Source organism: Aminobacter aminovorans (genome assembly GCF_900445235.1).
GTDB lineage: Bacteria > Pseudomonadota > Alphaproteobacteria > Rhizobiales > Rhizobiaceae > Aminobacter > Aminobacter aminovorans.
Window position 1 is genome coordinate 193993 of sequence record NZ_UFSM01000003.1, and the last position, 21688, is coordinate 215680.

At 63.0% G+C, this 21688-nt stretch carries 18 protein-coding genes; 13 read left to right on the top strand and 5 right to left on the bottom strand.

The window, feature by feature from the left end; all coding sequences use genetic code 11:
• Nucleotides 1–192 precede the first annotated feature (192 nt).
• Nucleotides 193–2670 carry a GcvT family protein gene (locus tag DY201_RS27375; protein WP_115734477.1) on the top strand — a complete coding sequence of 826 codons (2478 nt, stop codon included), beginning with the start codon at nt 193–195 and terminating at the stop codon, nt 2668–2670.
• A gap of 46 nt (nt 2671–2716) precedes the next feature.
• Here the strand turns inward: DY201_RS27375 and DY201_RS27380 are convergent, their stop codons facing one another.
• Nucleotides 2717–3046 carry a DMT family transporter gene (locus DY201_RS27380; RefSeq protein WP_115734478.1) on the bottom strand — a complete coding sequence of 110 codons (330 nt, stop codon included), beginning with the start codon at nt 3044–3046 and terminating at the stop codon, nt 2717–2719.
• Between the two features lie 2 nt (nt 3047–3048).
• Complete coding sequence (gene gstA, locus DY201_RS27385) at nt 3049–3678, bottom strand: glutathione transferase GstA (protein WP_342635230.1); 630 nt, start codon at nt 3676–3678, stop codon at nt 3049–3051.
• Nucleotides 3679–3813: 135 nt separating this feature from the next.
• Between gstA and DY201_RS27390 the strand changes: the two genes are divergently transcribed.
• Together DY201_RS27390 and DY201_RS27395 are read left to right on the top strand one after the other, a co-directional pair.
• Nucleotides 3814–4725 (top strand): LysR family transcriptional regulator, encoded by a 912-nt coding sequence (locus tag DY201_RS27390; RefSeq protein ID WP_115734479.1) that lies wholly within the window; start codon nt 3814–3816, stop codon nt 4723–4725.
• Between the two features lie 113 nt (nt 4726–4838).
• A complete protein-coding gene (locus DY201_RS27395; RefSeq protein ID WP_115734480.1) occupies nt 4839–5219 on the top strand; it encodes a YciI family protein in 381 nt (126 codons plus the stop codon).
• Nucleotides 5220–5243: 24 nt separating this feature from the next.
• Here the strand turns inward: DY201_RS27395 and DY201_RS29220 are convergent, their stop codons facing one another.
• Together DY201_RS29220 and DY201_RS27400 are read right to left on the bottom strand one after the other, a co-directional pair.
• Nucleotides 5244–5411 carry a hypothetical protein gene (locus tag DY201_RS29220; protein WP_165916032.1) on the bottom strand — a complete coding sequence of 56 codons (168 nt, stop codon included), beginning with the start codon at nt 5409–5411 and terminating at the stop codon, nt 5244–5246.
• A 190-nt stretch (nt 5412–5601) separates the two neighbouring features.
• Nucleotides 5602–6471 carry a LysR substrate-binding domain-containing protein gene (locus DY201_RS27400; protein WP_115734481.1) on the bottom strand — a complete coding sequence of 290 codons (870 nt, stop codon included), beginning with the start codon at nt 6469–6471 and terminating at the stop codon, nt 5602–5604.
• Nucleotides 6472–6613: 142 nt separating this feature from the next.
• Here DY201_RS27400 and DY201_RS27405 point away from each other — a divergent pair, with 142 nt between their 5' ends.
• From DY201_RS27405 to DY201_RS27425, 5 genes are all read left to right on the top strand, one after another.
• Nucleotides 6614–8281, top strand: a complete 1668-nt coding sequence (locus DY201_RS27405) for a Na/Pi cotransporter family protein (RefSeq protein ID WP_115734482.1) — start codon at nt 6614–6616, stop codon at nt 8279–8281.
• A gap of 125 nt (nt 8282–8406) precedes the next feature.
• The gene (locus DY201_RS27410) at nt 8407–9627 is read left to right on the top strand and encodes a 2-aminoethylphosphonate--pyruvate transaminase (RefSeq protein WP_115734483.1); all 1221 of its coding nucleotides are present in this window, start codon (nt 8407–8409) and stop codon (nt 9625–9627) included.
• 28 nt (nt 9628–9655) lie between these two features.
• On the top strand, nt 9656–10912 hold the full coding sequence (phnA, locus tag DY201_RS27415) for a phosphonoacetate hydrolase (RefSeq protein WP_115734484.1): 1257 nt from the start codon (nt 9656–9658) through the stop codon (nt 10910–10912).
• Nucleotides 10913–10926: 14 nt separating this feature from the next.
• Nucleotides 10927–12381 carry a phosphonoacetaldehyde dehydrogenase gene (gene phnY / locus DY201_RS27420; RefSeq protein WP_115734485.1) on the top strand — a complete coding sequence of 485 codons (1455 nt, stop codon included), beginning with the start codon at nt 10927–10929 and terminating at the stop codon, nt 12379–12381.
• A gap of 46 nt (nt 12382–12427) precedes the next feature.
• Nucleotides 12428–12664: a hypothetical protein gene (locus tag DY201_RS27425; RefSeq protein WP_131922426.1), complete on the top strand. Its 237-nt coding sequence runs from the start codon at nt 12428–12430 to the stop codon at nt 12662–12664.
• Nucleotides 12665–12692: 28 nt separating this feature from the next.
• On the opposite strand, the gene DY201_RS29310 is transcribed toward DY201_RS27425, so the two are convergent.
• Nucleotides 12693–13313, bottom strand: a complete 621-nt coding sequence (locus DY201_RS29310) for a hypothetical protein (protein WP_165916031.1) — start codon at nt 13311–13313, stop codon at nt 12693–12695.
• Between DY201_RS29310 and DY201_RS27430 the strand changes: the two genes are divergently transcribed.
• The 5 genes from DY201_RS27430 (at nt 13281) to DY201_RS27450 (ending at nt 21659) form a co-directional block, all read left to right on the top strand.
• A complete protein-coding gene (locus DY201_RS27430; protein ID WP_165916030.1) occupies nt 13281–15485 on the top strand; it encodes a LuxR C-terminal-related transcriptional regulator in 2205 nt (734 codons plus the stop codon). The genes DY201_RS29310 and DY201_RS27430 overlap by 33 nt on opposite strands.
• Nucleotides 15486–15620: 135 nt before the next feature.
• Nucleotides 15621–17303 carry a hydantoinase B/oxoprolinase family protein gene (locus DY201_RS27435; RefSeq protein WP_342635231.1) on the top strand — a complete coding sequence of 561 codons (1683 nt, stop codon included), beginning with the start codon at nt 15621–15623 and terminating at the stop codon, nt 17301–17303.
• The gene (locus DY201_RS27440) at nt 17300–19354 is read left to right on the top strand and encodes a hydantoinase/oxoprolinase family protein (protein ID WP_115734489.1); all 2055 of its coding nucleotides are present in this window, start codon (nt 17300–17302) and stop codon (nt 19352–19354) included. Before DY201_RS27435 ends, DY201_RS27440 begins: the two co-directional genes overlap by 4 nt.
• Before the next feature lie 3 nt (nt 19355–19357).
• Nucleotides 19358–20446, top strand: coding sequence for an ABC transporter ATP-binding protein (locus DY201_RS27445; protein WP_115734490.1), 1089 nt, complete (start codon nt 19358–19360; stop codon nt 20444–20446).
• Nucleotides 20447–20519: 73 nt separating this feature from the next.
• Nucleotides 20520–21659: an ABC transporter substrate-binding protein gene (locus DY201_RS27450; protein ID WP_425358772.1), complete on the top strand. Its 1140-nt coding sequence runs from the start codon at nt 20520–20522 to the stop codon at nt 21657–21659.
• The last annotated feature ends 29 nt before the right edge of the window (nt 21660–21688 follow it).

The window sequence follows — 21688 nt, forward strand, 5'->3', positions numbered from 1 at the left end:
GCCCCAGCCGGCTCTACGTCTTGAAGACGTTCGAACGTGTCACGTTCCGACACCACTGCGGAAAAATTGATGGCCACAGCGTCCGCCTTTCCCGAGCCACCAAACGCAATGTGGCTGTTTGTTGCATTTAATGTTGCATTTTGTTGCAACAGCGATATGGTGACGTTATCACCTTTGGGAGGTCTCATCATCATGGCGCAGGAATTCCCGACGCAGGCACGCGTCGTCATCGTCGGCGGCGGCATCATCGGCTGCTCGGTCGCTTATCATCTGACAAAACTCGGCTGGACCGACGTCGTGTTGCTCGAGCAGGGCCAGCTCAGCGGCGGCACCACCTGGCATGCGGCGGGCCTCGTCGGGCAGTTGCGCAGCCATGCCAACATGACCAGCCTGATCAAATACTCGACCCAGCTTTACAGCGAGCTCGAGGCCGAGACGGGTCTCGCCACGGGCTGGAAGAACTGCGGCTCTCTGTCGGTGGCGCGCAGTGCTGACCGCATGACGGTATTGAAGCGCACCGCGGCGTCGGCCCGCGCGCAAGGTGTCGACATTGAAGTGATTTCGGCCAAGGAGGCGCAGGACCTGTGGCCGGTCATGGCCATTGACGACCTCGCCGGCGCCGTCTGGCTGCCGGGCGACGGCAAGGCCAACCCGACCGACCTGACCCAGTCGCTGGCCAAGGGCGCGCGCAACCGCGGCGCGCGTGTCATCGAACGTGTCCGCGTAATCGGCATCACCGTCAAGGACGGCAAGGCCTGCGGCGTCGAGACCGACAAGGGCAACATCGCGGCCGAGATCGTCGTCAACTGCGCCGGACAGTGGGCGCGCAAGGTCGGCGCGATGTGCGGGGTGACCGTGCCGCTGCACTCGGCCGAGCACATGTACATCGTCACCGGCAAGATCGAGGGCGTGCATCCCGACCTGCCGGTGCTGCGCGACCCCGACGGTTATATCTACTTCAAGGAAGAGGTCGGTGGCCTGGTCATGGGCGGTTTCGAACCCGAGGCCAAGCCGTGGGGCATGAACGGCATTCCCGACGATTTCGAGTTCGCGCTTCTGCCCGACGACTGGGACCAGTTCGAGATCCTGATGCAGAACGCATTGGTGCGCGTGCCGCAACTGGAAACCTCCGAGGTCAAGAAATTCTACAACGGGCCCGAGAGCTTCACCGCCGACAACAACTTCATCCTCGGCGAGGCACCGGAACTGAAGAATTTCTACGTTGGCGCCGGTTTCAATTCGATGGGCATCGCCAGTGCCGGCGGCGCCGGCCGGGCGCTGGCCGAGTGGATCGTCAATGGTGCAGCGACCATGGACCTGTGGCCGGTCGATATCAGGCGCTTTGCCGGCTTCAACAACAATCCGCGCTGGCTGCACGACCGTGTCAAGGAAACGCTCGGCCTGCATTACGCCATGCCCTGGCCGAACCGCGAGCTCGACACCGCCCGTCCCTTCCGCCGCTCAGCACTCTACGACCGGCTTGCCGCGAAGGGCGCCTGCTTCGGCTCCAAGATGGGCTGGGAGCGCGCCAACTGGTTCGCCGCCCAAGGTGAGAAGCCCGAGACACAATACGCCTTCGGCAAGCAGAACTGGCATGAGGCGGTGAAGCGCGAGATGAAGGCCACCCGCGAGGCATCAGGCATCTTCGACCAGACCTCCTTCGCCAAGATTTTGGTGCAGGGCCGCGATGCAGCGTCAGTGCTCAACCGCATCTGTGCTGCCGACATCGACGTCGAGATCGGCCGCTCCATCTACACCGGCCTGCTGAATGAGCGCGGCGGCTATGAGAGTGACCTGACGGTCATGCGCATCGGCCGCGAGAAATTCCTGATCGTCACCGGCTCGGCTCAAGCCGTGCACGACGCCGACTGGATTTCCAAGAACATCCCCGAGGACGCCCATGTCACGTTGACCGACGTAACCTCGTCCTATGCGGTGCTGGCGCTGATGGGGCCACGCTCGCGCGATATCCTCGCCAAGCTCACCTCGGCGGATCTCTCCAACGCCGGCTTCCCGTTTGCCACCATCCGCGAGATCGACATCGGCTACGCCACCGCCTACGCCAACCGCATGACCTATGTCGGTGAGCTTGGCTGGGAGCTGATCGTGCCGACTGAATTCGCCGTCGGCGTCTACGAGGCGCTGCACGAAGCGGGACGCGAACATGGCCTTGCCGATTGCGGCTACTATGCGCTGGAAGCGCTGCGTATCGAGAAGGGCTTCCGCGCCTGGAGCCGGGAGCTGACCCCCGACATCAACCCCCACGAGGCCGGCCTCGCCTTTGCCGTGTCGATGGACAAGCCTGGCGGCTTCATCGGCAAGGAGGCGCTGGTCGCGGCAAAGGCCAAGGGCAAGCTTACCCGCCGCATCGTGCAATTCACGCTCGACGACGCAGCGCCGATGCTGTGGGGCGGCGAGCTGATCCTGCGCGACGGCAAGCCGGTCGGCGAGGTGCGCTCGGCTGCTTACGGCCACACGCTCGGCCGCTCGGTGGCGCTCGGCCTGCTGCACAACGAGGCCGGAGTCGACAAGGACTTCATCGAAACCGGCCGCTTCGAGATCGATCTTGCCGGCGAACGCTACACGGCAACGGCTCATCTCAAGGCCCCCTACGATCCCAAATCCGAGCGCGTCAAAGCCGACAGTGCGGAACTGCGCGAAGCCGCCTGATCAAGCACTGGACCCCTCCCTTTGCGGGAGGGGCCTTTCTTTGGCGTCAGGCTTCCGCCAGCTTCAGCATGGCGATGCCGGCAAGCACGACAATGACGCCACCAAGCTTCAACGGCCCAAGCGTCTCGCCAAACAGCACAACGCCCATGATGACGGTGCCGGCTGCGCCAAGACCGGTCCACACCGCATAGGCGGTGCCGACGGGCAGAACCTCCAGCACCTTGCCAAGCAGGTAGACGAAGGCTGCCAGCAACAGCACCGAGATGATCGACCAACCGAGGCGGGTGTAGCCTTCGGCATATTTCATCGACACCGCCCAGGCGACGTCGAGCACGCCCGCTACCACCAGTAGCGTCCAGGCAAGTCCCTGGCCCATGGTCAGGCCGCGAGCTTCATGCCTTCCGCCAACATCGCCTCGCGCACCTTGGGCCGCGCGCCGACACGGTCCACGTAGGCGCGCAGCTTCGGGAAGGTGGAGAGATCGACTTTGGCGTAGGCGGACCAGCCGACGATGGTGAAGAGATAGGCGTCGGCGGCGGTGAAGGTCTCGCCCATCAAGTAAGAGCCGCTGCGCTCCAGACGGCTTTCTACATAAGCGAGCCGTTCGGCGATCTTGCCGCGCGCCACCTCCTGCGCCTGGGCGCCATATTCAGGATGGAAGAGCCAAGGGCTGTACATCTTGTGCAGTTCGGTGGCGATGAAGTTGAGCCAGGATTGCAGATGGTAACGCTCACGTGTGCCGGCAGCCGGTGCCAGCCTGGCTTCCGGCTTGAGGTCGGCGAGATATTGCACGATCGCTGCCCCCTCGCTCAGCAGCGAACCGTCGTCGAGTTGGAGCACCGGCACATAGGCGTTCGGGTTGACCTTGGTGAAGTCTTGTCCCGCGCCGGTGACATGCGGCTTCCGCATGATGTCGACGCGCTCGATGTCGAGCGGGATGCCGGCTTCTAGCGCCACGATGTGGGGCGAGAGCGAGCAGGTGCCGGTGGCGTAATAGAGTTTCATCATCTGTCCTCTTCGGTTCTGACCATGTGGTCGTTGCTTCCAGGGACAAATCTAGGGATTGCGCATTCGCAACGCTCATTGGTTCTTTGCCAATCGCGCTTGCATGACTGCAAGCTTGCGCCATGCTAGAAAGCGCCAATGGAAGATTGGAACGAACTCAGGCTGGTGCTGGCAGTGGCCCGCGCCGGCAGCCTCACCTTGGCAGCGCCGCTGCTCGGCATCGACCACTCGACTGTCTTTCGCCGGCTCAACGCGCTCGAGCAGCGCTTGGCCGTACGGGTGTTCGAGCGTCTGCCCGGCGGCATCTACCAACTGACGCTGGCGGGTGAGCGCATGGCGGCGGCGGCCGAGCGCATGGAGGACGAAGCGCTGGCACTGGCGCGCGACATCGCCGGGGCCGACGGCCGGCTATCCGGACGGCTGCGCGTCACTTCGTCGGAAACGCTTGCCTATAGCAGGTTGACGACGCATCTGGCCGCGTTCCGCGCCGTCCATCCCGGCATCGTCGTCGAGCTGGCCATCGAAAACCGCATTCTCAGCCTGTCGCGCCGCGAGGCCGACGTGGCGCTACGGCCCATCAGGCCGAAAGAAGGCGACCTCTGGGGCCGGAAACTCTCAAGCGTCGCCTGGACCCTGTTTGCTTCGCAGGACTATCTCGATGTCCATGGCGGTATGATCGAATGTCCCGACAAACTGGACGGTCGCGCAATGGTCGGCTGGGAAGAGACGGTGGGCGGCATCATGGCTGCCGACTGGCTGGACCGGAACGTCCCGGCTGACAATGTCGTCTACCGCACCAACAGCCTAGTCAACCAGTCGGTGGCGGCACGGGCCGGCATAGGGCTTGCGCTCCTACCCTGCTACCTCGGTGACGGCGAGCCGGGACTCGTTCGCGCGTTGGCCGAGCCGATCGAGGAACTCGCCGGCGAACTCTGGATCGTCACCCATTCCGATCTCAAGGGCACCGCCCGTGTTCGCGCGTTTTTCGATGTCGTTGGCGAGGGACTTGTCCGCGAGCGGGAGCTTTTCGAAGGCAGGCGGCACTTGTGATCAATGGCCATGCTAGTAGGTCAGCGGCCTGGCTGCTTTTGGCACTTGCAGTCAGAACCAAACAATGGCTCGCTTGCCAGAACGCGAGATGCGGAACGAAGGGAGGAGCAGCCATGCTTTATGCCATCCTGGCGTATCACGCCGAGGGAGTGGTCGAATCCTGGACCGAGGAAGAAGACGCAGCGCTGATGGAGGACCTGCTCGAGATCAATGATCGTCTCGTCAGCGAAAAGCATCTGGGGCCGGCGGCGCGCCTCGGGCCGGCCGACAGCGCGGTCACTCTGAGGGGAAAGGGACTGGGACTGGTCACCGACGGTCCGTTCGCCGAGACCAAGGAGCAGTTGCTCGGCCTATATGTGGTCGACTATCCCAGCATGGACGGCGCGGTGGCCGCGGCACGCGAGCTGCGTTCCGCCAATCCGACCGCAGTCTATGAAATACGGCCGATCATGCTCTATGTTCCCGGCGCTGCGATCGCCGCCGACGACGGTTAGCAGGCATTCTCCTCCGGCTCCGCCTCATGCCTGCGCTGTCAGGCATTCGGTGATCGTCTGACGTCCGGCTCCCGCCATGGTCTGCAGGGCACGGCGCACACCCGGCATTTGCAGGTCTCCCGCGCCAAGCACACGGGCGACGAGGCAAGCGCACAGGGCCAGAAGCTGAAGCAAGGTTGATGCCGTTTTCATAGCCATCGCCCAATAGCGGCCTGTCTGAAGCCCGGAGGTTTCAGCACATGGTTCGGTTGCTTTAGGTCTGCGAATGTTCGGATGGCGGCCGATTGCCGATCTGATCCGAAGTCACAAGATTCCTACCATGAAATCTTGTTTCACACCAGAAAAAATTTCGATGCCAATGCGCCAAGCGCGAGCGATGGCTTCACCCCGTCGCCATCGTCCGGGCGATGTCGAGGAAGACCCGCACCAGCTTGCCGCCGCTGCGCTCCTTGAGGCAGATCAGCGCTTCGTCCATCAGCATCTCTGGTGCAGCGATGGGTATCCGCACCAGCCGCGCATCCTGGCCGAACTCCGCGGCCGACACGAAGCCGACGCCAGCGCCCGAGGCCACGATTTCGCGCACCGCCTCGCGGCCTTCCGCCTCTATCGCCGGCTTGAACTCGTAGCCTTCCTTCGAAGCGAGGTCCTCCAGCTTGGCGCGGGTCTTGGAGCCGCGCTCGCGCATGACAAGCGGAAGCAGGGACAGTTCGTGCAGCGACAGTGACTTGGCCTGAGCGAGCGGATGATCGGTGGAAACGAAGGCCACGATCGGTGTCGAGTTGAGGTTCACCACTTCGAAATCGCGGCTCGTCGGGATTTCGCCAAGCACGCCGATATCGGCCTCGTAGCTGTAGAGGCTGGAAATGACCGTCTCGGTGTTGCCGGCACGGACCGAGACCTGGATGCCGGGATATTTCTGGCGGAACTGACCGAGTATATGCAGCAGGTGGTGGGCGGCGTCCGCCACGATGCGCAGCGTGCCGGAGCGTAGCGCGCGGGATTCCGACAAAAGCTCCAATGCCTGTTGCTCGGTGTCGAACATTCGGCGGGTGATTTCGAGCAGTTGCTGGCCGGCCACCGTCGGTGTCACCTGCTTCTTGTGACGGTTGAACAGCAGGACGTCGTATTCCTCCTCGAGCTTGCGCACCTGATCGGAAATGGCCGGCTGAGTGAGGAACAACGTTTCGGCAGCGCGCGAAAAGCCGCCGCAGACCGCGACATAATGAAATGCTCGAAGCTGGACGTAGCGCATGCCTTCTCCCTGACGTCAGGGTACACTAGCAATAAACTGAGCCGATAGAAATATCGAAACTAACGATTTGATTTATGGCTAGCCATGTCGAGGATAGGGCAGGCGCCACCCTTGCGCGCCACGCGTCGGGAGGCACGGCACCATGCATTTTATGTACATCCTGCTGCAGCTGGCGGGCGCCATCATGCTTCTGCTCTGGGCCGTGCACATGGTGCGCACAGGCGTCGAGCGCGCGCATGGCGCATTGTTGCGCGAGGCGCTGCGCGGCGCAACCAAGGGCCGCGTTCGCGCGGCGGCGGCCGGCACGGTGCTCGCCGTCATGCTGCAGAGTGCCACCGCGGTCGCGGTGCTGGCCGCCGGCTTCGCCGCCACCGGCGTGATATCAGTCTCGGGTGGGCTCGCCGTGATGCTGGGCGCCGATGTCGGCTCGGCATTGGTGGTGCAGGCGCTGTCCTTCGACCTCTCCTGGCTGGTGCCGCTGCTGCTGTTTGCGGGCGCCACGATGTTTCTCAAGGTCGAGGCGCGCATCGTCAAGCAGACCGGGCGCACTTTGCTCGGCATCGCCTTCATCCTGATCTCGCTGCGCATGGTCGGCGAAGCAACCGCCCCGATGCGCCACAGCGCATTGCTGCCGATGGCCGTCGACTATTTACGCAGCGATCCCGTCACAGCCTTTGGCGCAGCGGCCCTGTTCACCTGGCTGGTCCACTCCAGCGTCGCGTCCGTACTCCTGTTCATGTCGATGGCGGCGCAAGGCGTGTTGCCGGCCGAAGTCGCGCTGCCGATGATCCTTGGCGTCAACCTCGGCGCCGGGCTCGTCGCTGTCGGGCTCACGCGTGGCCAGGCGATCGAAGCCAGGCGGATTCCGCTTGGCAACCTGATCTTCCGGGCAACGGCGGCGGTCGTCATCCTGCTTGGCCTGCAGGCAGAGACCTTGCCGATGGCCTGGTTCGGCGAAACGGCGGCCCGGCAGGTGGTCAATATGCACCTCGCCTTCAATCTTGCCCTGCTGGTTGCTTGCCTGCCCTTCACCGCGGCGATGGAAAAGCTGGCACGGCTGATCCTACCCGATGCACCGGCGGGCGAGGAAGCGTTCGACCTGATGTCGCGGCGCAAGAGCGCGCTCGACCGCACCGTCATCAAGATGCCGAGTGTGGCGCTTGCCAGTGCCACGCGCGAGGTGCTGCGCATGGCCGAGACGGTGGAGATCATGCTGCGGCCTGTCATGGAGCTGTTCGAGAGCGGCGACAAGGCGCGCGTGGCGCAGCTGCGTCGGCTCGACGAGGAGGTCAACCGTGCCCACACCGACATCAAACTCTACATCGCCGAGGTCAATCGAGGCACGATGAGCCAGGACGAGGCGCGCCGCGGCATCGAACTCACCGACCTCGCCATCAATCTCGAACATGCCGGCGATATCATCGCCAAGAACCTGCTGGTTCTGGCCGAAGAGAAGAGCGACAAGAGGCTGAGCTTCTCCAGGGAAGGCTGGTCGGAACTGACGGCCCTGCATGACCGGGTGCTGGCCAACATGCAGATCGCCATGAACGTTCTGGTGTCGGGCGACCTCGAGGCGGCGCGCCAGCTGGTGGTCGAGAAGGAACGCATGCGCAGGCTGGAGCGCGACAGCCACGAACGCCACCTCAAGCGCCTGCAGTCGGGTACGCCGCAAAGCATCGAGACCAGCGATATCCACCTCGAAGCGGTGCGGGCGCTGAAGGAGTTCAACTCGCTTCTGGTCTCGGTCGCTTACCCGATCCTGACTCAAAGCGGCGACCTGCTCGAAAGCCGGCTGGCGAAGACGGCCTGATCGGCTGTCATGCGCGCATCATCACTCAGGCTTATCATTGGATACGAAATAACGATTGTACATATGGATCAGGGGATTCCAAGGTGAGCCATAGGCAATATCAGGATGACGGCGAGGAGACGAAAATGCTGTCCGAACACAAGCTTGCGGCTCAGGCCACCTTCCCCGCTCCGGCCCCCCTCCCTGCTCCGGCATTGGGCGAGCCCTATTTGCTCACCCCCGGGCCGCTGACCACCTCCTATGCGGTCAAGCAGGCGATGCTGCGCGACTGGGGCTCCTGGGACGGCGACTTCCGTGCGATGACATCAGAGATGCGCCAGCGTCTGCTCGCCATGCTCGGCGACGGCAACGGCGAGTTCGATTGCGTACCGATGCAAGGCAGCGGCAGCTTCGCCGTCGAGGCGATGCTCGGCTCGTTCGTGCCGCGTGACGGCAAGGCGCTGGTGCTGGTCAATGGCGCCTACGGCCAGCGTATCGTCCAGACGCTCGGCTATCTCGGTCGCGACCACGTCGCCATCGACAAGGGCGACTACATGCCGCCGCGCGGTGATGAGGTGGCTGCAGCCCTCGACGCCGACCCTGCCATCACCCATGTCATCCTGGTCCACTGCGAGACCAGCTCCGGCATCCTCAACCCGGTCGCCGAGATCTCCGAAACCGTCTACGCCAAGGGCCGCAAGTTCCTGGTCGACTCGATGAGCGCCTTTGGTGCCATCCCGCTCGAAGTCGGCGACGTGCGCTACGAGGCCATGGTGTCTTCCGCCAACAAATGCATCGAGGGCGTACCCGGCTTCGGCTTCATCATCGCCCGCAAGAGTGAGCTCGAAGCCGCAAAGGGCCGCAGCCATTCGCTCAGCCTCGACGTGCATGCCCAGTGGGCGCACATGAACAAGACCGGCCAGTGGCGCTACACCCCACCGACGCATGTGGTGGCGGCTTTCCTTGAAGCGCTGCGCCAGCACGAGGTCGAGGGCGGCGTTGCCGGCCGCGGCGCCCGCTACGCCAGAAACCGTGACGTCATGGTTTCTGGCATGCGCGAACTGGGCTTTGAAACGCTGCTCAAGGACCGCTGGCTGTCGCCGATCATCGTCACCTTCTTCAACCCGGCGCATCCGGATTTTTCCTTCGACCGCTTCTACGAGCTGATGAAGGAAAAGGGCTTCATCATCTATCCGGGCAAGCTGACCGTAGTGGACAGCTTCCGCGTCGGGTGCATCGGACGGATGGATGAGCATGTCATGCGTAAGGTGGTCGAGGCTGCCGGCCAGTCGTTGCGCGAAATGGGCGTCGATACCGCTGCTCCCCCCGCAGCTGCCATCGCCGAGCGCGCCAAGCTCGCCGCCTGACAACAAGAAGATCACAAAGGACCCCCCAATGAACAAGATGACCACGATCAACGTCAGCGCCAACGGCCGCAACTATGAATGGCCGCGCGTGCCGGCGATTGCCATCTGCCTCGACGGCTGCGAGCCTGCCTATCTCGACGAAGCGATCAAGGCGGACCTTATGCCGAACCTGGTGAAGATCCGCGCCAAGGGCACCGAGCGCACCGCCCACAGCGTCATCCCGAGCTTCACCAACCCCAACAATCTGTCGATCGCCACCGGCCGTCCGCCGGCCGTGCATGGCATCTGCGGCAACTATCTCTATGAGCGCGAGACCGGCAAGGAAGTGATGATGAACGACCCGCGCTTCCTGCGCGCGCCGACCGTCTTCCAGGCGTTCTACGATGCCGGCGCACGCGTTGCCGTGGTCACCGCCAAGGACAAGCTGCGCGCCCTGCTCGGCAGCGGCCTGAAGTTCGACGAAGGCCGCGCCATCTGCTTTTCGTCGGAAAAGTCCGATGTCTCGACCAAGGCCGAGCACGGCATCGACAATGCGTCGGCCTGGCTCGGCAAGCCAGTGCCGGAAGTCTATTCGGCGGAACTGTCGGAGTTCGTCTTTGCCGCTGGCGTCAAGCTGCTGAAGGAATTCAAGCCTGACGTGATGTACCTGACCACCACCGACTACGTGCAGCACAAATATGCGCCCGGCGTGCCGCAGGCCAACGCCTTCTACGAGATGTTCGACAAGTATCTCGGCGAACTCGACGCGCTCGGTGCTGCCATCGTCATCACCGCCGACCATGGCATGAAGCCCAAGCACAAGGCCGACGGCACCCCTGACGTGGTCTATGTCCAGGACCTGCTCGACGAGTGGCTCGGCAAGGACGCAGCGCGCGTCATCCTGCCGATCACCGATCCTTATGTCGTCCATCACGGCGCGCTCGGTTCGTTTGCCACCGCCTACCTGCCCGAGGGTGCTGACCAGGCCGGCATCATGAAGCGCCTTGCGTCCATCGAAGGCATCGACGTCGTCATCGACAATGCCACCGCCTGCGAGCGCTTCGAATTGCCCTCCGACCGCATCGGCGACATCGTTCTGGTGTCCACTGAGAACAAGACCATCGGCACCAGCGAGCATCGCCATGATCTGGCAGCGCTCAACGAGCCGCTGCGCTCGCATGGTGGCCTGACTGAGCAGGCGGTTCCGTTCATCGTCAACCGCAAGCTGCCGACGCTGCCCAATGAGCCGGTTCTGCGCAACTTCGATGCGTTCTATTATGCCGCCATGGCGGCAGCGCTGGCCTGAAGGGAGGACCTGCCATGGTCAAGGCTGAAACGACGTTCAAGGTGCGCCACGAACCTATGCGCATCGCCGGACGCAAGGTCGATGCCGATGGCGTCGTCAACGTCCACTACCCCTACACCGATGCGGTGATCGGCACGGTGCCGGCCGGGCGTGCCGAGCACGCCCGCCAGGCCTTCGAGATCGCGGCCAACTACAAGCCGAAGCTGACGCGCTACGAGCGTCAGCAGATCCTGTTCCGCACGGCAGAAGCCCTTGCCGCGCGCAAGGAAGAGATCTCCGACATCATCACGCTGGAACTCGGCATCTCCAAGGCCGACTCCTTGTACGAGGTCGGCCGCGCCTACGACGTGTTCACGCTGTCGGCGCAGATGTGCATCCAGGACGACGGCCAGATCTTCTCCTGCGATCTCACTCCTCATGGAAAAGCGCGGAAAATCTTCACCACGCGTGAGCCGCTGAAGGCGATCTCGGCGATCACGCCGTTCAATCACCCGCTCAACATGGTGTCGCACAAGGTTGCGCCGGCGATCGCCACCAACAACTGCGTCGTGGTCAAGCCGACGGAATTGACGCCGATGACGGCGCTGATCCTCGCCGACATTCTCTATGAAGCCGGCCTGCCGCCGGAGATGCTGTCTGTCGTGACGGGCATGCCGACCGACATCGGCGCCGAGATGATCACCAACGAGAATATCGAGCTGATCACCTTCACCGGCGGCGTGCCTGTGGGCAAGCTGATTGCCCGCACTGCCGGCTACAAGCGGCAGGTGCTGGAGCTCGGCGGCAACGATCCGCTGATCATCCTCAACGACCTCTCCGACGACGATCTTGCCAAGGCAGCCGATCTCGCGGTGGCCGGTGCTACCAAGAACTCGGGCCAGCGCTGCACCGCGGTCAAGCGCATCCTCTGCCAGGAAAGTGTCGCCGACCGTTTCGTGCCGATGGTGCTGGAGCGGGCCAAGAAGATCAGGTTCGGCGACCCGATGGACCGGTCGACCGATCTCGGCACCGTGGTGCATGAGAAGGCTGCCGCGCTCTTTGAAAAGCGCGTCTACATGGCCGCCGAACAGGGTGCGGAAGTGCTCTACGATCCGGGCCGAAAGGGCGCGCTGTTGCCGCCGATCGTCGTCGACCGCGTGCCGCATACCTCTGAGCTGGTGATGGAAGAGACCTTCGGTCCAATCATCCCGATCGTGCGCGCGCCCGACAATGACGACGAGCTGATCGCGCTGTCCAACTCGACCGCCTTCGGCCTGTCGTCAGGCGTCTGCACCAACGACTTCCGGCGCATGCAGAAATACATCGCCGGCCTGCAGGTCGGCACGGTGAATATCTGGGAAGTCCCGGGATACCGCATCGAGATGTCGCCTTTTGGCGGGATCAAGGACTCCGGCAACGGCTACAAGGAAGGCGTCATCGAAGCGATGAAAAGCTTCACCAACGTCAAGACCTTCTCTTTGCCGTGGTAGTTTGGAATGCGGCCGCCGATACAGCCACCGGCGGCCGCATACAAGGATGGATGTTCGCCGCTTCTTCGGTCTACGAAGATCTGACAAGATGCCCCGACTGATTGCCGCCCGGCAGCCGACACCGTCCGGCGCGACTGCAGATTTCAGCGGCTGCATCGATATCGTCATCAGGTTGTTGATCGTCTTTTCGCTGGGTTGGAACGTCTTCGCCAGTTCCAATCTGTCGCGAGCGCGGGCTGACGAAGGCTTCTTGCGGCGATGTCAGCGCCTCAATGAGCTTTGACTGTTGACGCGCCAACGCCAATCAGCATTCAAGGCCTTGACGCCATAAGGTGTACAATTTTGCCGCCACGCATCATAACGGCAACGTTGATTGATGCTGGATCCTGGCAGGAATGGTGGCGTTGTCGCCCGAACACATCTCTGAAGGTGGTGCCGATGCGCGCATGGCGCAGGTCAGGCGCGTCCGCGCGCTGCGGCTTCTCGATGACGCCGGCGACCGGCGCCTTACACTGGTCGTTGCGCCGGCCGGTTTCGGCAAGTCCTCCTTGATGAACCAGCGTTACAAGGATCTGCGCAAACGAGGCCATCAGGCGGCCTGGGCAGCGCTCGATGGCGACGATCGCGACGGCACCCATTTCCTGCTCGGACTGCTCGGAGTTCTCACTTCGGCCCACATTCTCCCAGCGGCCGCTCAGGATTACTCCAGCCTGTCGCAGCAGCATGTTCTGGGGGTCATCCTGACCCAGCTGCAACGGCTGCGCCGTCCGCTCTACCTGTTCCTCGACGACTATCATTTCGCCCAGAGCGAGGAAAACGACGCCACGCTGGCGCGGCTCCTGTTTTCGCCGCAGGCGCGAAACCTCAGGCTGCTGATCATCTCGAGATCGGAGCCGAGGTTGGCGATTTCGGCTATGCAGCTGAATGGCCAACTCACCTATCTGAAGGCCGCCGATCTGCGCTTCTCGGCCGGAGAAGCCCAGAACTTGCTGGCCATGGCCGGGGTTAAGCTCGACAAAGCGCAGATCGAGGCACTGGTCCGCAAGACAGAGGGCTGGGCCGTGGCACTGCAGCTGGCTCGCGTTCTGCTGCGCGACGGGGCTGTGACCGACAGAGACCTGCTGGAATTCAGCGGTACCCAGCTCGACATGGCGCGCTATCTGTCCGAACAGGTGTTTTCGTCGCTCTCGGTCCCCATGCAATCGGCGCTGATCGGCGTTGCGGCCCTGCCCTATTTCAGTGCCGAATTGGCGAGTGCGATTGTCAGTCCAACGGCCGCCGCCGAGCTGACGTCCGACATTGCCGGCGGCGGCCTGCCAATCGAGGCGTTGGACGATGGACACAAGCAGTTCAAGCTGCATCAGGTATTCCAGGAATACCTGATGCATGAAGCACACTTGCGCGGGCTCGACATCAATCAGATCAGGCGGACCGCCGCGCACTGGTATGCGGCTCGCCGTGACTGGGCCAATGCCATTCGCCACGCCTTGCATGCGGAAGACTTCCGCCTTGCTGGGGAACTTTCCGAAAATGCCGGGGGGTGGCGGCAGGTCTATGCCGGCGCCCGCGGGCTGCTCCAGCAGTTTCATGCACTGGCAGCGGTTTTGCCGGAACCGGAAGCCGCCAAGTTCCCACGAAGCTTTCTCGGATTGGCCGTCGCGGCTGCCAAAGGTGGCAACCTGACGCTGGCAACTCATTATTTCGAGCTCGTCAATCGGAAAATCGACCGCTCCGACAATGTTCTGGTCAACGAAGTTCGCCTGATCGGCGCACTCATGGCGCTGTACCGGGACGACCGCATCGAAGCCCTCGACCTGTCGCTACTCGAGCGCGACCTGACGCTGCTTGAACTGGCGGAACCGGTACAACGCGCGCTGACCTACAACCTGCTGTGCTTCCAATACCTGGAACGCAGCGAATTCGAGCGCGCCGAGCGCCACGGCAACCTGGCGATCCAGTCCTTTACCCAGGCGGGAGCGCTTTTCGGAGCGATGCACCTCCACGCCCATGTGGGGCAGGCACAGTTCTTTCGCGGCGACATGGAAGGGGCGAGTGCGGCCTACGAGCGCCTGGCCAGTGACGCGCAAAGCGCCATCGGCAAGGGTTGCGACCTCGACGCGATCGCCCAGGTCCTGCTGGCCGAGACCCTGTCGGAGCGTGGCCTGCATGAAGGCGCCGAACGCATCCTGGAATGGTCGCTGCCGCATCTGGAAAAGAACGACTGCTGGTTCGACCTCCTGGCGGCAGCCTATCTGTCCCGCATTCGTGCACGGACGGTCCGCAACGATTTCGACGGCGTCGACGCCGTGCTCGAACAGGCAAGACGTACCGCACAACGCCGTGGTTTTCCTCGCCTGCAAAGGCTGATCGCTCGCGAGCAAATGCGTGCGATCATCCATTTTGGCGACATTCAGGGCGCCAAGCGTTTTGCCGACCGTTTCGATCTCGGCCCTGAATCGGCGTTCGACGTCGAGCGCAACCGGCTTTCATTCCGGCTGCGCGGCGAGGTACCGGCAACGCTGTGGGTTCGCGTCTGGATAGAGGAAGGACAGCCAGAACGCGCGCTCGACATGCTGCAACGCCTGGAGGTGGCGCAGGAGCGTCCTTTCAGCGTGCCTCGCATGCTCCGGATGCGCCTGCTGGCGGTGCTTGCCGGCATGAAGGCCGGCAAGGCAGAGCGAACAGCTTCCGTGCTTGACGAAATCCTGCTGACGCTGCCCAGCGCAACGTACCGCGCGGCCTTTTTTGAAGAGGGTCCCGAAATGCTCGCCTTGCTGCGCCGCCGCGCGCAGGAGGCCGGCCCTGACAGCCTGATCGCCCGGCGCGTCGGCCAGATATTTGCACCGGCAGATGCGTCCGCTCCGGGACAAGGCACTTCAGAAACAGCGCCCGATTCCGCAAGCGCACCGCATAGTCTGACCCAGCAAGAACTGAAGATCGTGTCATTGATATGCGGCGGCTTCTCCAACAAGGAGATAGCCCGGCACATGGACGTCAGCGAAAACACTGTGAAGTTTCACGTCCGAAATGTCTTCTCGAAGCTTAACGTCCATTCGCGCACCTCGGCCATCTCTGTCGCGCGAGAGCTAGGACTATTAGCCTAACCGTCATTTTGGGTAGGGCCTTAACCAGGCAGCCCACCCGATTGGTCGGGTAGGCAAGCTTCTTCCATGATGCAACCTTTCCGCATGGGCAGCAGATAGGCGCTGCAGTCATAAAGGTGCGGAATGGAGCAGCAAGTGCGAGCCGTCGATCCCGTTACGCAGGAGATCATCCAGGGCAAGCTATTGTCGATGGTCGACGAGATGGGCATCGTGATGGCGCGGACCAGCATGAGCCCCGTCATCTACGAGGTTCTGGATTTTGCCTGCGGCATCTGCACCCGCGACTGCGACCTGATTGCCCAGACCAATGGCATCACACTGTTCACTGGCACATTCGCCACTCAGGTCCGCAGCCTGGTCGAGAGGTTCGCCGACGACATGGCGCCGGGCGACGTGCTGGTCACAAACGATCCCTATGCCGGAGGCACGCATTCCTGCGATCTGGCCATCATGCGCCCTATCTTTGCCGAAGGCCGCATCATCGCATTTGCCATCAATGTCGCTCACTGGCTGGACGTCGGCGGGGCGGTGCCTGGCAGCCTGCCTCCGGACGCCAGTTCGGTGTTCCAGGAAGGCCTTCGCCTACCTTGCGTGCGTATTGCGCGCGACGACAAGCTGTTGCCCGACATGGTCCGCATCATCAGCGAGAATGTCCGTCTGCCGGATGTCGCGCTGGGCGACCTCAATGCGCAACTTGCCACGGTGCGCATTGCCGAGCGCCGGATCCTGGAGATGGTCGAGAAATATGGTGCGGCTACCGTTCAGGACGCATTCGACCACCTCCTCGACGTCAGCGAGAGGCGCAGCCAAGACGTCATTGCGGCACTGCCGGATGGCACCTACGAGGCGACTGACATCATCGACGGCGATGGCATTTCCACCGATCCCATCGAAGTGAAAGTCGCCATCCGGATCGCGGGCGGCCGCATGGAAGTGGACTTCACCGGTTGCCCGCCTGCAGCGGCAGGGCCGATCAACTGCGCGCGTGGGGCACTCAGCTCGGCCGTGAAGACCATCTTCAAGGCGCTGGTGGCACCGCAGGAGCCGTCCAACGAAGGATGGTTCCGGCCACTCTCGGTGATCGCTCCCGATGGAACGGTGTTCACGGCGCAGAAACCCTCGCCGACAGGCTGGTACTACGAAGGGTCCGTCCATGCCTCCGAACTCGTTTGGAAGGCGCTCGCACCGTTGATGCCTGAACGTTTTTCCGCCGGCTCCTACTCCAGCCTCTGCGTCACCTACATCAATGGCCGGACCGCCGACGGGGAGGAGTTCATCCACATCGAGCCACAGCATGGCGGTTGGGGCGGCTCGCCCGGTCGCGACGGCGCAAGCGCGGTTATCGCCCTGACCGACGGCGATACCTACAACTACTCGGTGGAGTTGATCGAAGCCAAGTTTCCGCTCCACGTCCGGCGCTACGCGCTCAATGTCGAAGGCGGGGCCGGCGCAGGCCAGTGGCGCGGTGGCTTCGGGGTCGTGCGTGAATACGAGATTCTGTCCGGAGAGGCAGACATCCACAGCGGCTTCGGCCGCTCGCGGACGCCGCCCTGGGGCATGGACGGCGGCGGGTCCGGCAGTCTCAACCGGCTCGATGTCGTCGACCAGGAGACAGCGAACACCGTCACCTATGGCCGCCTGTCCCACCGCCGCGTCGTCAAGGGCGACCTGCTGCGCATCGCTACCGGCGGTGGCGGCGGCTGGGGCGATCCAGCCATGAGAAGCAGGGACGCGATCGCCGAGGACATCCGCTCAGGCTACATCAGCGCAGAGCGTGCGGCATCGGAATACAATCACCGGGGCACGGCGACGAAATGATCAGACTTGCAACCGATGTCGGCGGCACCTTCACCGATCTCGTCGGATATGACGAGAAGACGGGCAAGGTCTTCACCTCAAAGAGCCTGACCACTCCGCAGGACCAGTCGATCGGCGTGCTCGACGTGATCGACCGCGCAGAGCGTGCCAGCGGCCTGGACACAGACAAGGTCCGGTTCTTCGCCCATGGCGGAACGACGGTGATCAACGCGATCACCGAACGCAAGGGAGTCAGGACCGCCCTCGTCACCACAGCCGGGTTCCGCGACGTGCTCGAGATCGGCCGAGGCAACCGCCCGGACCTCTACAATCTGCAGTTCCACAGCCCCGAACCGTTCATCCCCAGGAAGCTGCGGACCGAGGTCCGCGAACGGGTTGGCGCGGACGGACGGGTCATCGAACCGCTCAATGAAGACGACGTGCGCGAGGCTGCGCGCCTGTTCCTTGACGAGGGAGTTGAGGCCGTAGCGGTCATCTTCCTGCACAGCTACGCCCATCCTGATCATGAGAAGCGCTGCGCCGAGCTTTTGCGCGACCTGCTGCCTGATGTCACCGTCTGCGCCAGCTACGAGATCTCGCGGCAATGGCGCGAGTATGAACGCACCAACACGGTTGCCCTGAACGCTTATGTGCAGCCGATCATCCAGCGCTACTTCGCCAGCCTCGAAAAGGCACTTGCCGCCAAGGGCGTGTATTCGGCCTATTATGCCATGCTGTCGAATGGCGGGGTCGCAACGTTTTCGCAAGCCGTCGCCAGTCCGCTGTCCCTCGTCGAATCAGGCCCTTCGGGCGGCGCAGCCGGCGCAGCAAGGATTGGTGCGATCCTCGGCGAAAGGGATGTGCTCTATCTCGACGTTGGCGGCACCACGGCAAAATGCACGCTCATCCGTGACGGCAAGCCCAATCTCGATGCTGAATACAAGCTCGAATGGGCCCGCACCTTCCCCGGCTACCCGGTCCAGGTGCCGGTGGTCGACATCGTCGAGATAGGCTCGGGCGGAGGCTCGATCGCCTGGATCGACGCTGCCGGCGGCCTGCGGGTTGGCCCGAAAAGTGCCGGCTCTGCGCCCGGACCTGCCTGCTACGGATTAGGCGGAACCGAGCCGACTGTCACTGATGCCAAGGTGGCCATCGGGCTACTCGACCCTGCCGCATTCGCCGAAGGCGCCATGACCCTCGACGTCGAACTCGCACAGCAGGCAATCGCCGGGCTGGCCGGACCACTCGGCCTATCGGTGGACGACGTCGCCCAGGCCATCATTGACGTTGCCGAGTCCAACATGATCAACGCGCTGAAGCTGGTTACCGTCCAGCGCGGTCACGACCCACGCGATCTTGCTCTGGTCGTCAGCGGCGGCGCCGGGCCGATGTTGGGCGCTCGCCTTGGTCGCGAACTCAACGCCAAGTCGATCATCATCCCACCGCATTCGGGCATCTTCTCGGCCTGGGGCATGCTGGCCGCGCATCCACGCGCGGACATTCGCAAGACATGGTTTTCGCCGCTCGTCGCCTCGTCGCTCGGCGAACTGGCCAAGCTCTTCACCGACATGGAAGGCGAGGCGCTGTCCTATTTCGACCGCGACAACACGGACGGCGTCACCTTCAGCTACACGGTCGAAATGCGCTATCACGGACAGGAGCACAGCGTATCGACCCGGTTCACACCGTCGATGCAACTCGTCGATTTCGCCGAGGCTTTCCACAGTGCTCACGAGACCGCCTATTCGTTCCGCCTGCCCGATGCACGCATCGAGGTGACGAACCTGCATCTTCAGGCCGAGATCGCCGGCAACGTCATCGATTGCCCCCTGATCGACAATGACGGCCGCACTGTCGCCAAGGCACGAAAGGGCGAACGCAAAGTCTATTTCGGCAAAGATGGCGGCTGGAAATTCTGCGCAGTCTATGATCGTAACGGCCTGCCCTGCGGTGAGCGCCTGAGTGGCCCGCTGCTTGTCGAGGAGCCCACCACGACAACGCTCGTGCATGCAGGGCAAGTCCTGGAGGTCACCGACCGGGGCATCATGGTAATCACCGAAGAGGTCCGCTAGCCCATGGCCATCTCGATTGGAATTGACAACGTAACCAGGACCTTTGGCACGGTCAAAGCCCTGGAGCGCGTCGGTCTCAAGATCGAGGCCGGCGAATTCTTCACATTGCTCGGCTCGTCAGGTTCGGGAAAAAGCACGCTGCTCAAGCTGATCGGGGGCTTTGATCGCCCCACCACGGGCCGTGTCCTGTTTGATGGGGAGGACGTCACCAACCTGCCGGCCAACCACCGTCCCTCAAACACCGTCTTCCAAGACCTCGCTTTGTTTCCCCACATGACCGTTGGCGACAACGTCGCCTACGGTCTGAAGGTGAAAGGTGTCGCTGCCTCTGAACGCAAGAAGCGCGTGGACAGCACGCTTGCCCTGGTCGATCTGGCAGGATTTGCCGAGCGCAACGTCAATCTGCTCTCTGGCGGGCAACGGCAGCGGGTCGCTCTGGCACGCGCGCTCGTCATGGAGCCGGGCATCCTGCTTCTCGACGAGCCCTTGACCGGACTCGACGAAAGACTGCGCCAGCAGATGCGCGACGAATTCGGCAGGCTGCACCGGCGGACCGGTTCGACCTTCGTGCTGGTCACCCACAATCAGGACGAAGCGCTGAGCCTCAGCGACCGCATGGCCATCATGCATAAGGGCAGGCTCGAGCAGGTGGGACGGCCGGCCGACTTCTTTGCCACTCCCGCCAATGACTTCGTCGCACGCTTCGTGGGCATGGAACGCGTCCTCAAGCCCGAAAGGCTCGAACGGAGCGGCGACGACACTGTCGCCGTCATAGCCGGTGAGCGGCTGGTTTTGCCAGGCGCTCGCGACGTCGGGGAAATGGGGCTCCTGGCGGTTCGTCCCGACCGCATTTCGCTCGCGAACGTGCATGCAGCGCCCGGAAGCTCACTTGCAGCGACTGTGGCCGGACGCCAGTTTCGCGGCCGGTTCTTCGACTTCTATCTGGAGCTTGGCGATGGCCAGAAGCTCGACGCCGAGATCCCGGTCGAGTTCGCCGAGGCCTGGCCCGAACCGGGCAATCCGGTGCGGCTCGAATTCGCCGGAGACGCCTTGGTCCCCGTGCCCGCATCCTCGGCGAATCGTGACACCTGATCATCCTGAGAAGATTTTCATAAAAAGAAGGGGTAACGCGATGACAAACAACATAAATTCCTTGAACGGCGCGATGGCCAGTAACATCAGCCGACGTCAATTGCTCAAGACGCTCGGGGCCGGAGGTGCGGCATTGGCGGCCGGATCCATGTTTCAGCCAATGTCGGCACTGGCCGCGGGCGATCTGGCATTCTGGGCGACCGGCACGCTTGACGTCGGCGACGCCTGGTCGCGGGCAGCCGACGATGCGGGCCTGAACGTTGCCTTCACCGACAATGGCAACGACCCCGGCCCTGCCGTTGCGCGACTTGTCGCCGGCAACGCAAATGACCTCTTCGACATCGGTGGCCTGCAGGGCGGCGCTGAGAAGGAACTTGCTGTGCAGGGCGCAATCGTTCCCTGGGATCTGTCGAAAATCCCCAACTACGAAAACGTCTGGCAGTGGGCTAAAGACATCCCCTACCTGCACCATGACGGAAAGCAGTACGGCCTGCCGGCCGTCATCAACGCCGACTCGATCATCTATCGCCCCGACAAGCTGGGCAAGGTCGACAGCTACGGCGTCATCTTCGATCCGAAGCTGAAAGGCCAAGTGGCAATGGAAGACGCCTGGATCAACAGCGCGGTCTTTGCAGCCATGTACCTGAAAGAGACGGAAAACCAGAAGATCGGCAATCCGGGCAACCTGACCGTGGACGAGCTTGGCCTGGTGATGGAGTTCCTCATCAAGCACAAGAAGGATGGCCAGTTCCGCACCTTCTGGAGTGGATGGGAGCAAGGCGTGCAGCTTGTCGGCGATGGCGAGGTGCTGGCCATGACCGGGTGGGAGCCCATCGTCTACGAGGGCCGCAAGCGCGGTCTACAGGTCGAGTACGCCGCGCCAGTCGAAGGCTACGAAGGCTGGGGCAACAACCTTGTTCTGCTCAAGGGCGCGGTCGACCGCGGCCTTGGCGACGACGCCCACAAGTTCGCCAATTGGCTGCTCGACGGCTTCTATGGCTGCACGCTTGGCGAACAGCGCGGCTACGTCGTGCCGAGCGATCGCAATGTTGCCTACGCCGAGGCAAATGCAAGCCAGTTCGACCCGGCAAAGGTCAAAGCGCTGGCCGAGCACGTCAAGGCCAAGTTCAGCGGCAAGGTCGCCTGGCAGAACACGCGCCCGGACAATTTCCAGCTCTACGAAGAATGGTGGCAGAAGCTGCGTAACGCCTGATTGCGACCAACAGCGGCGGGAGCGGTTCG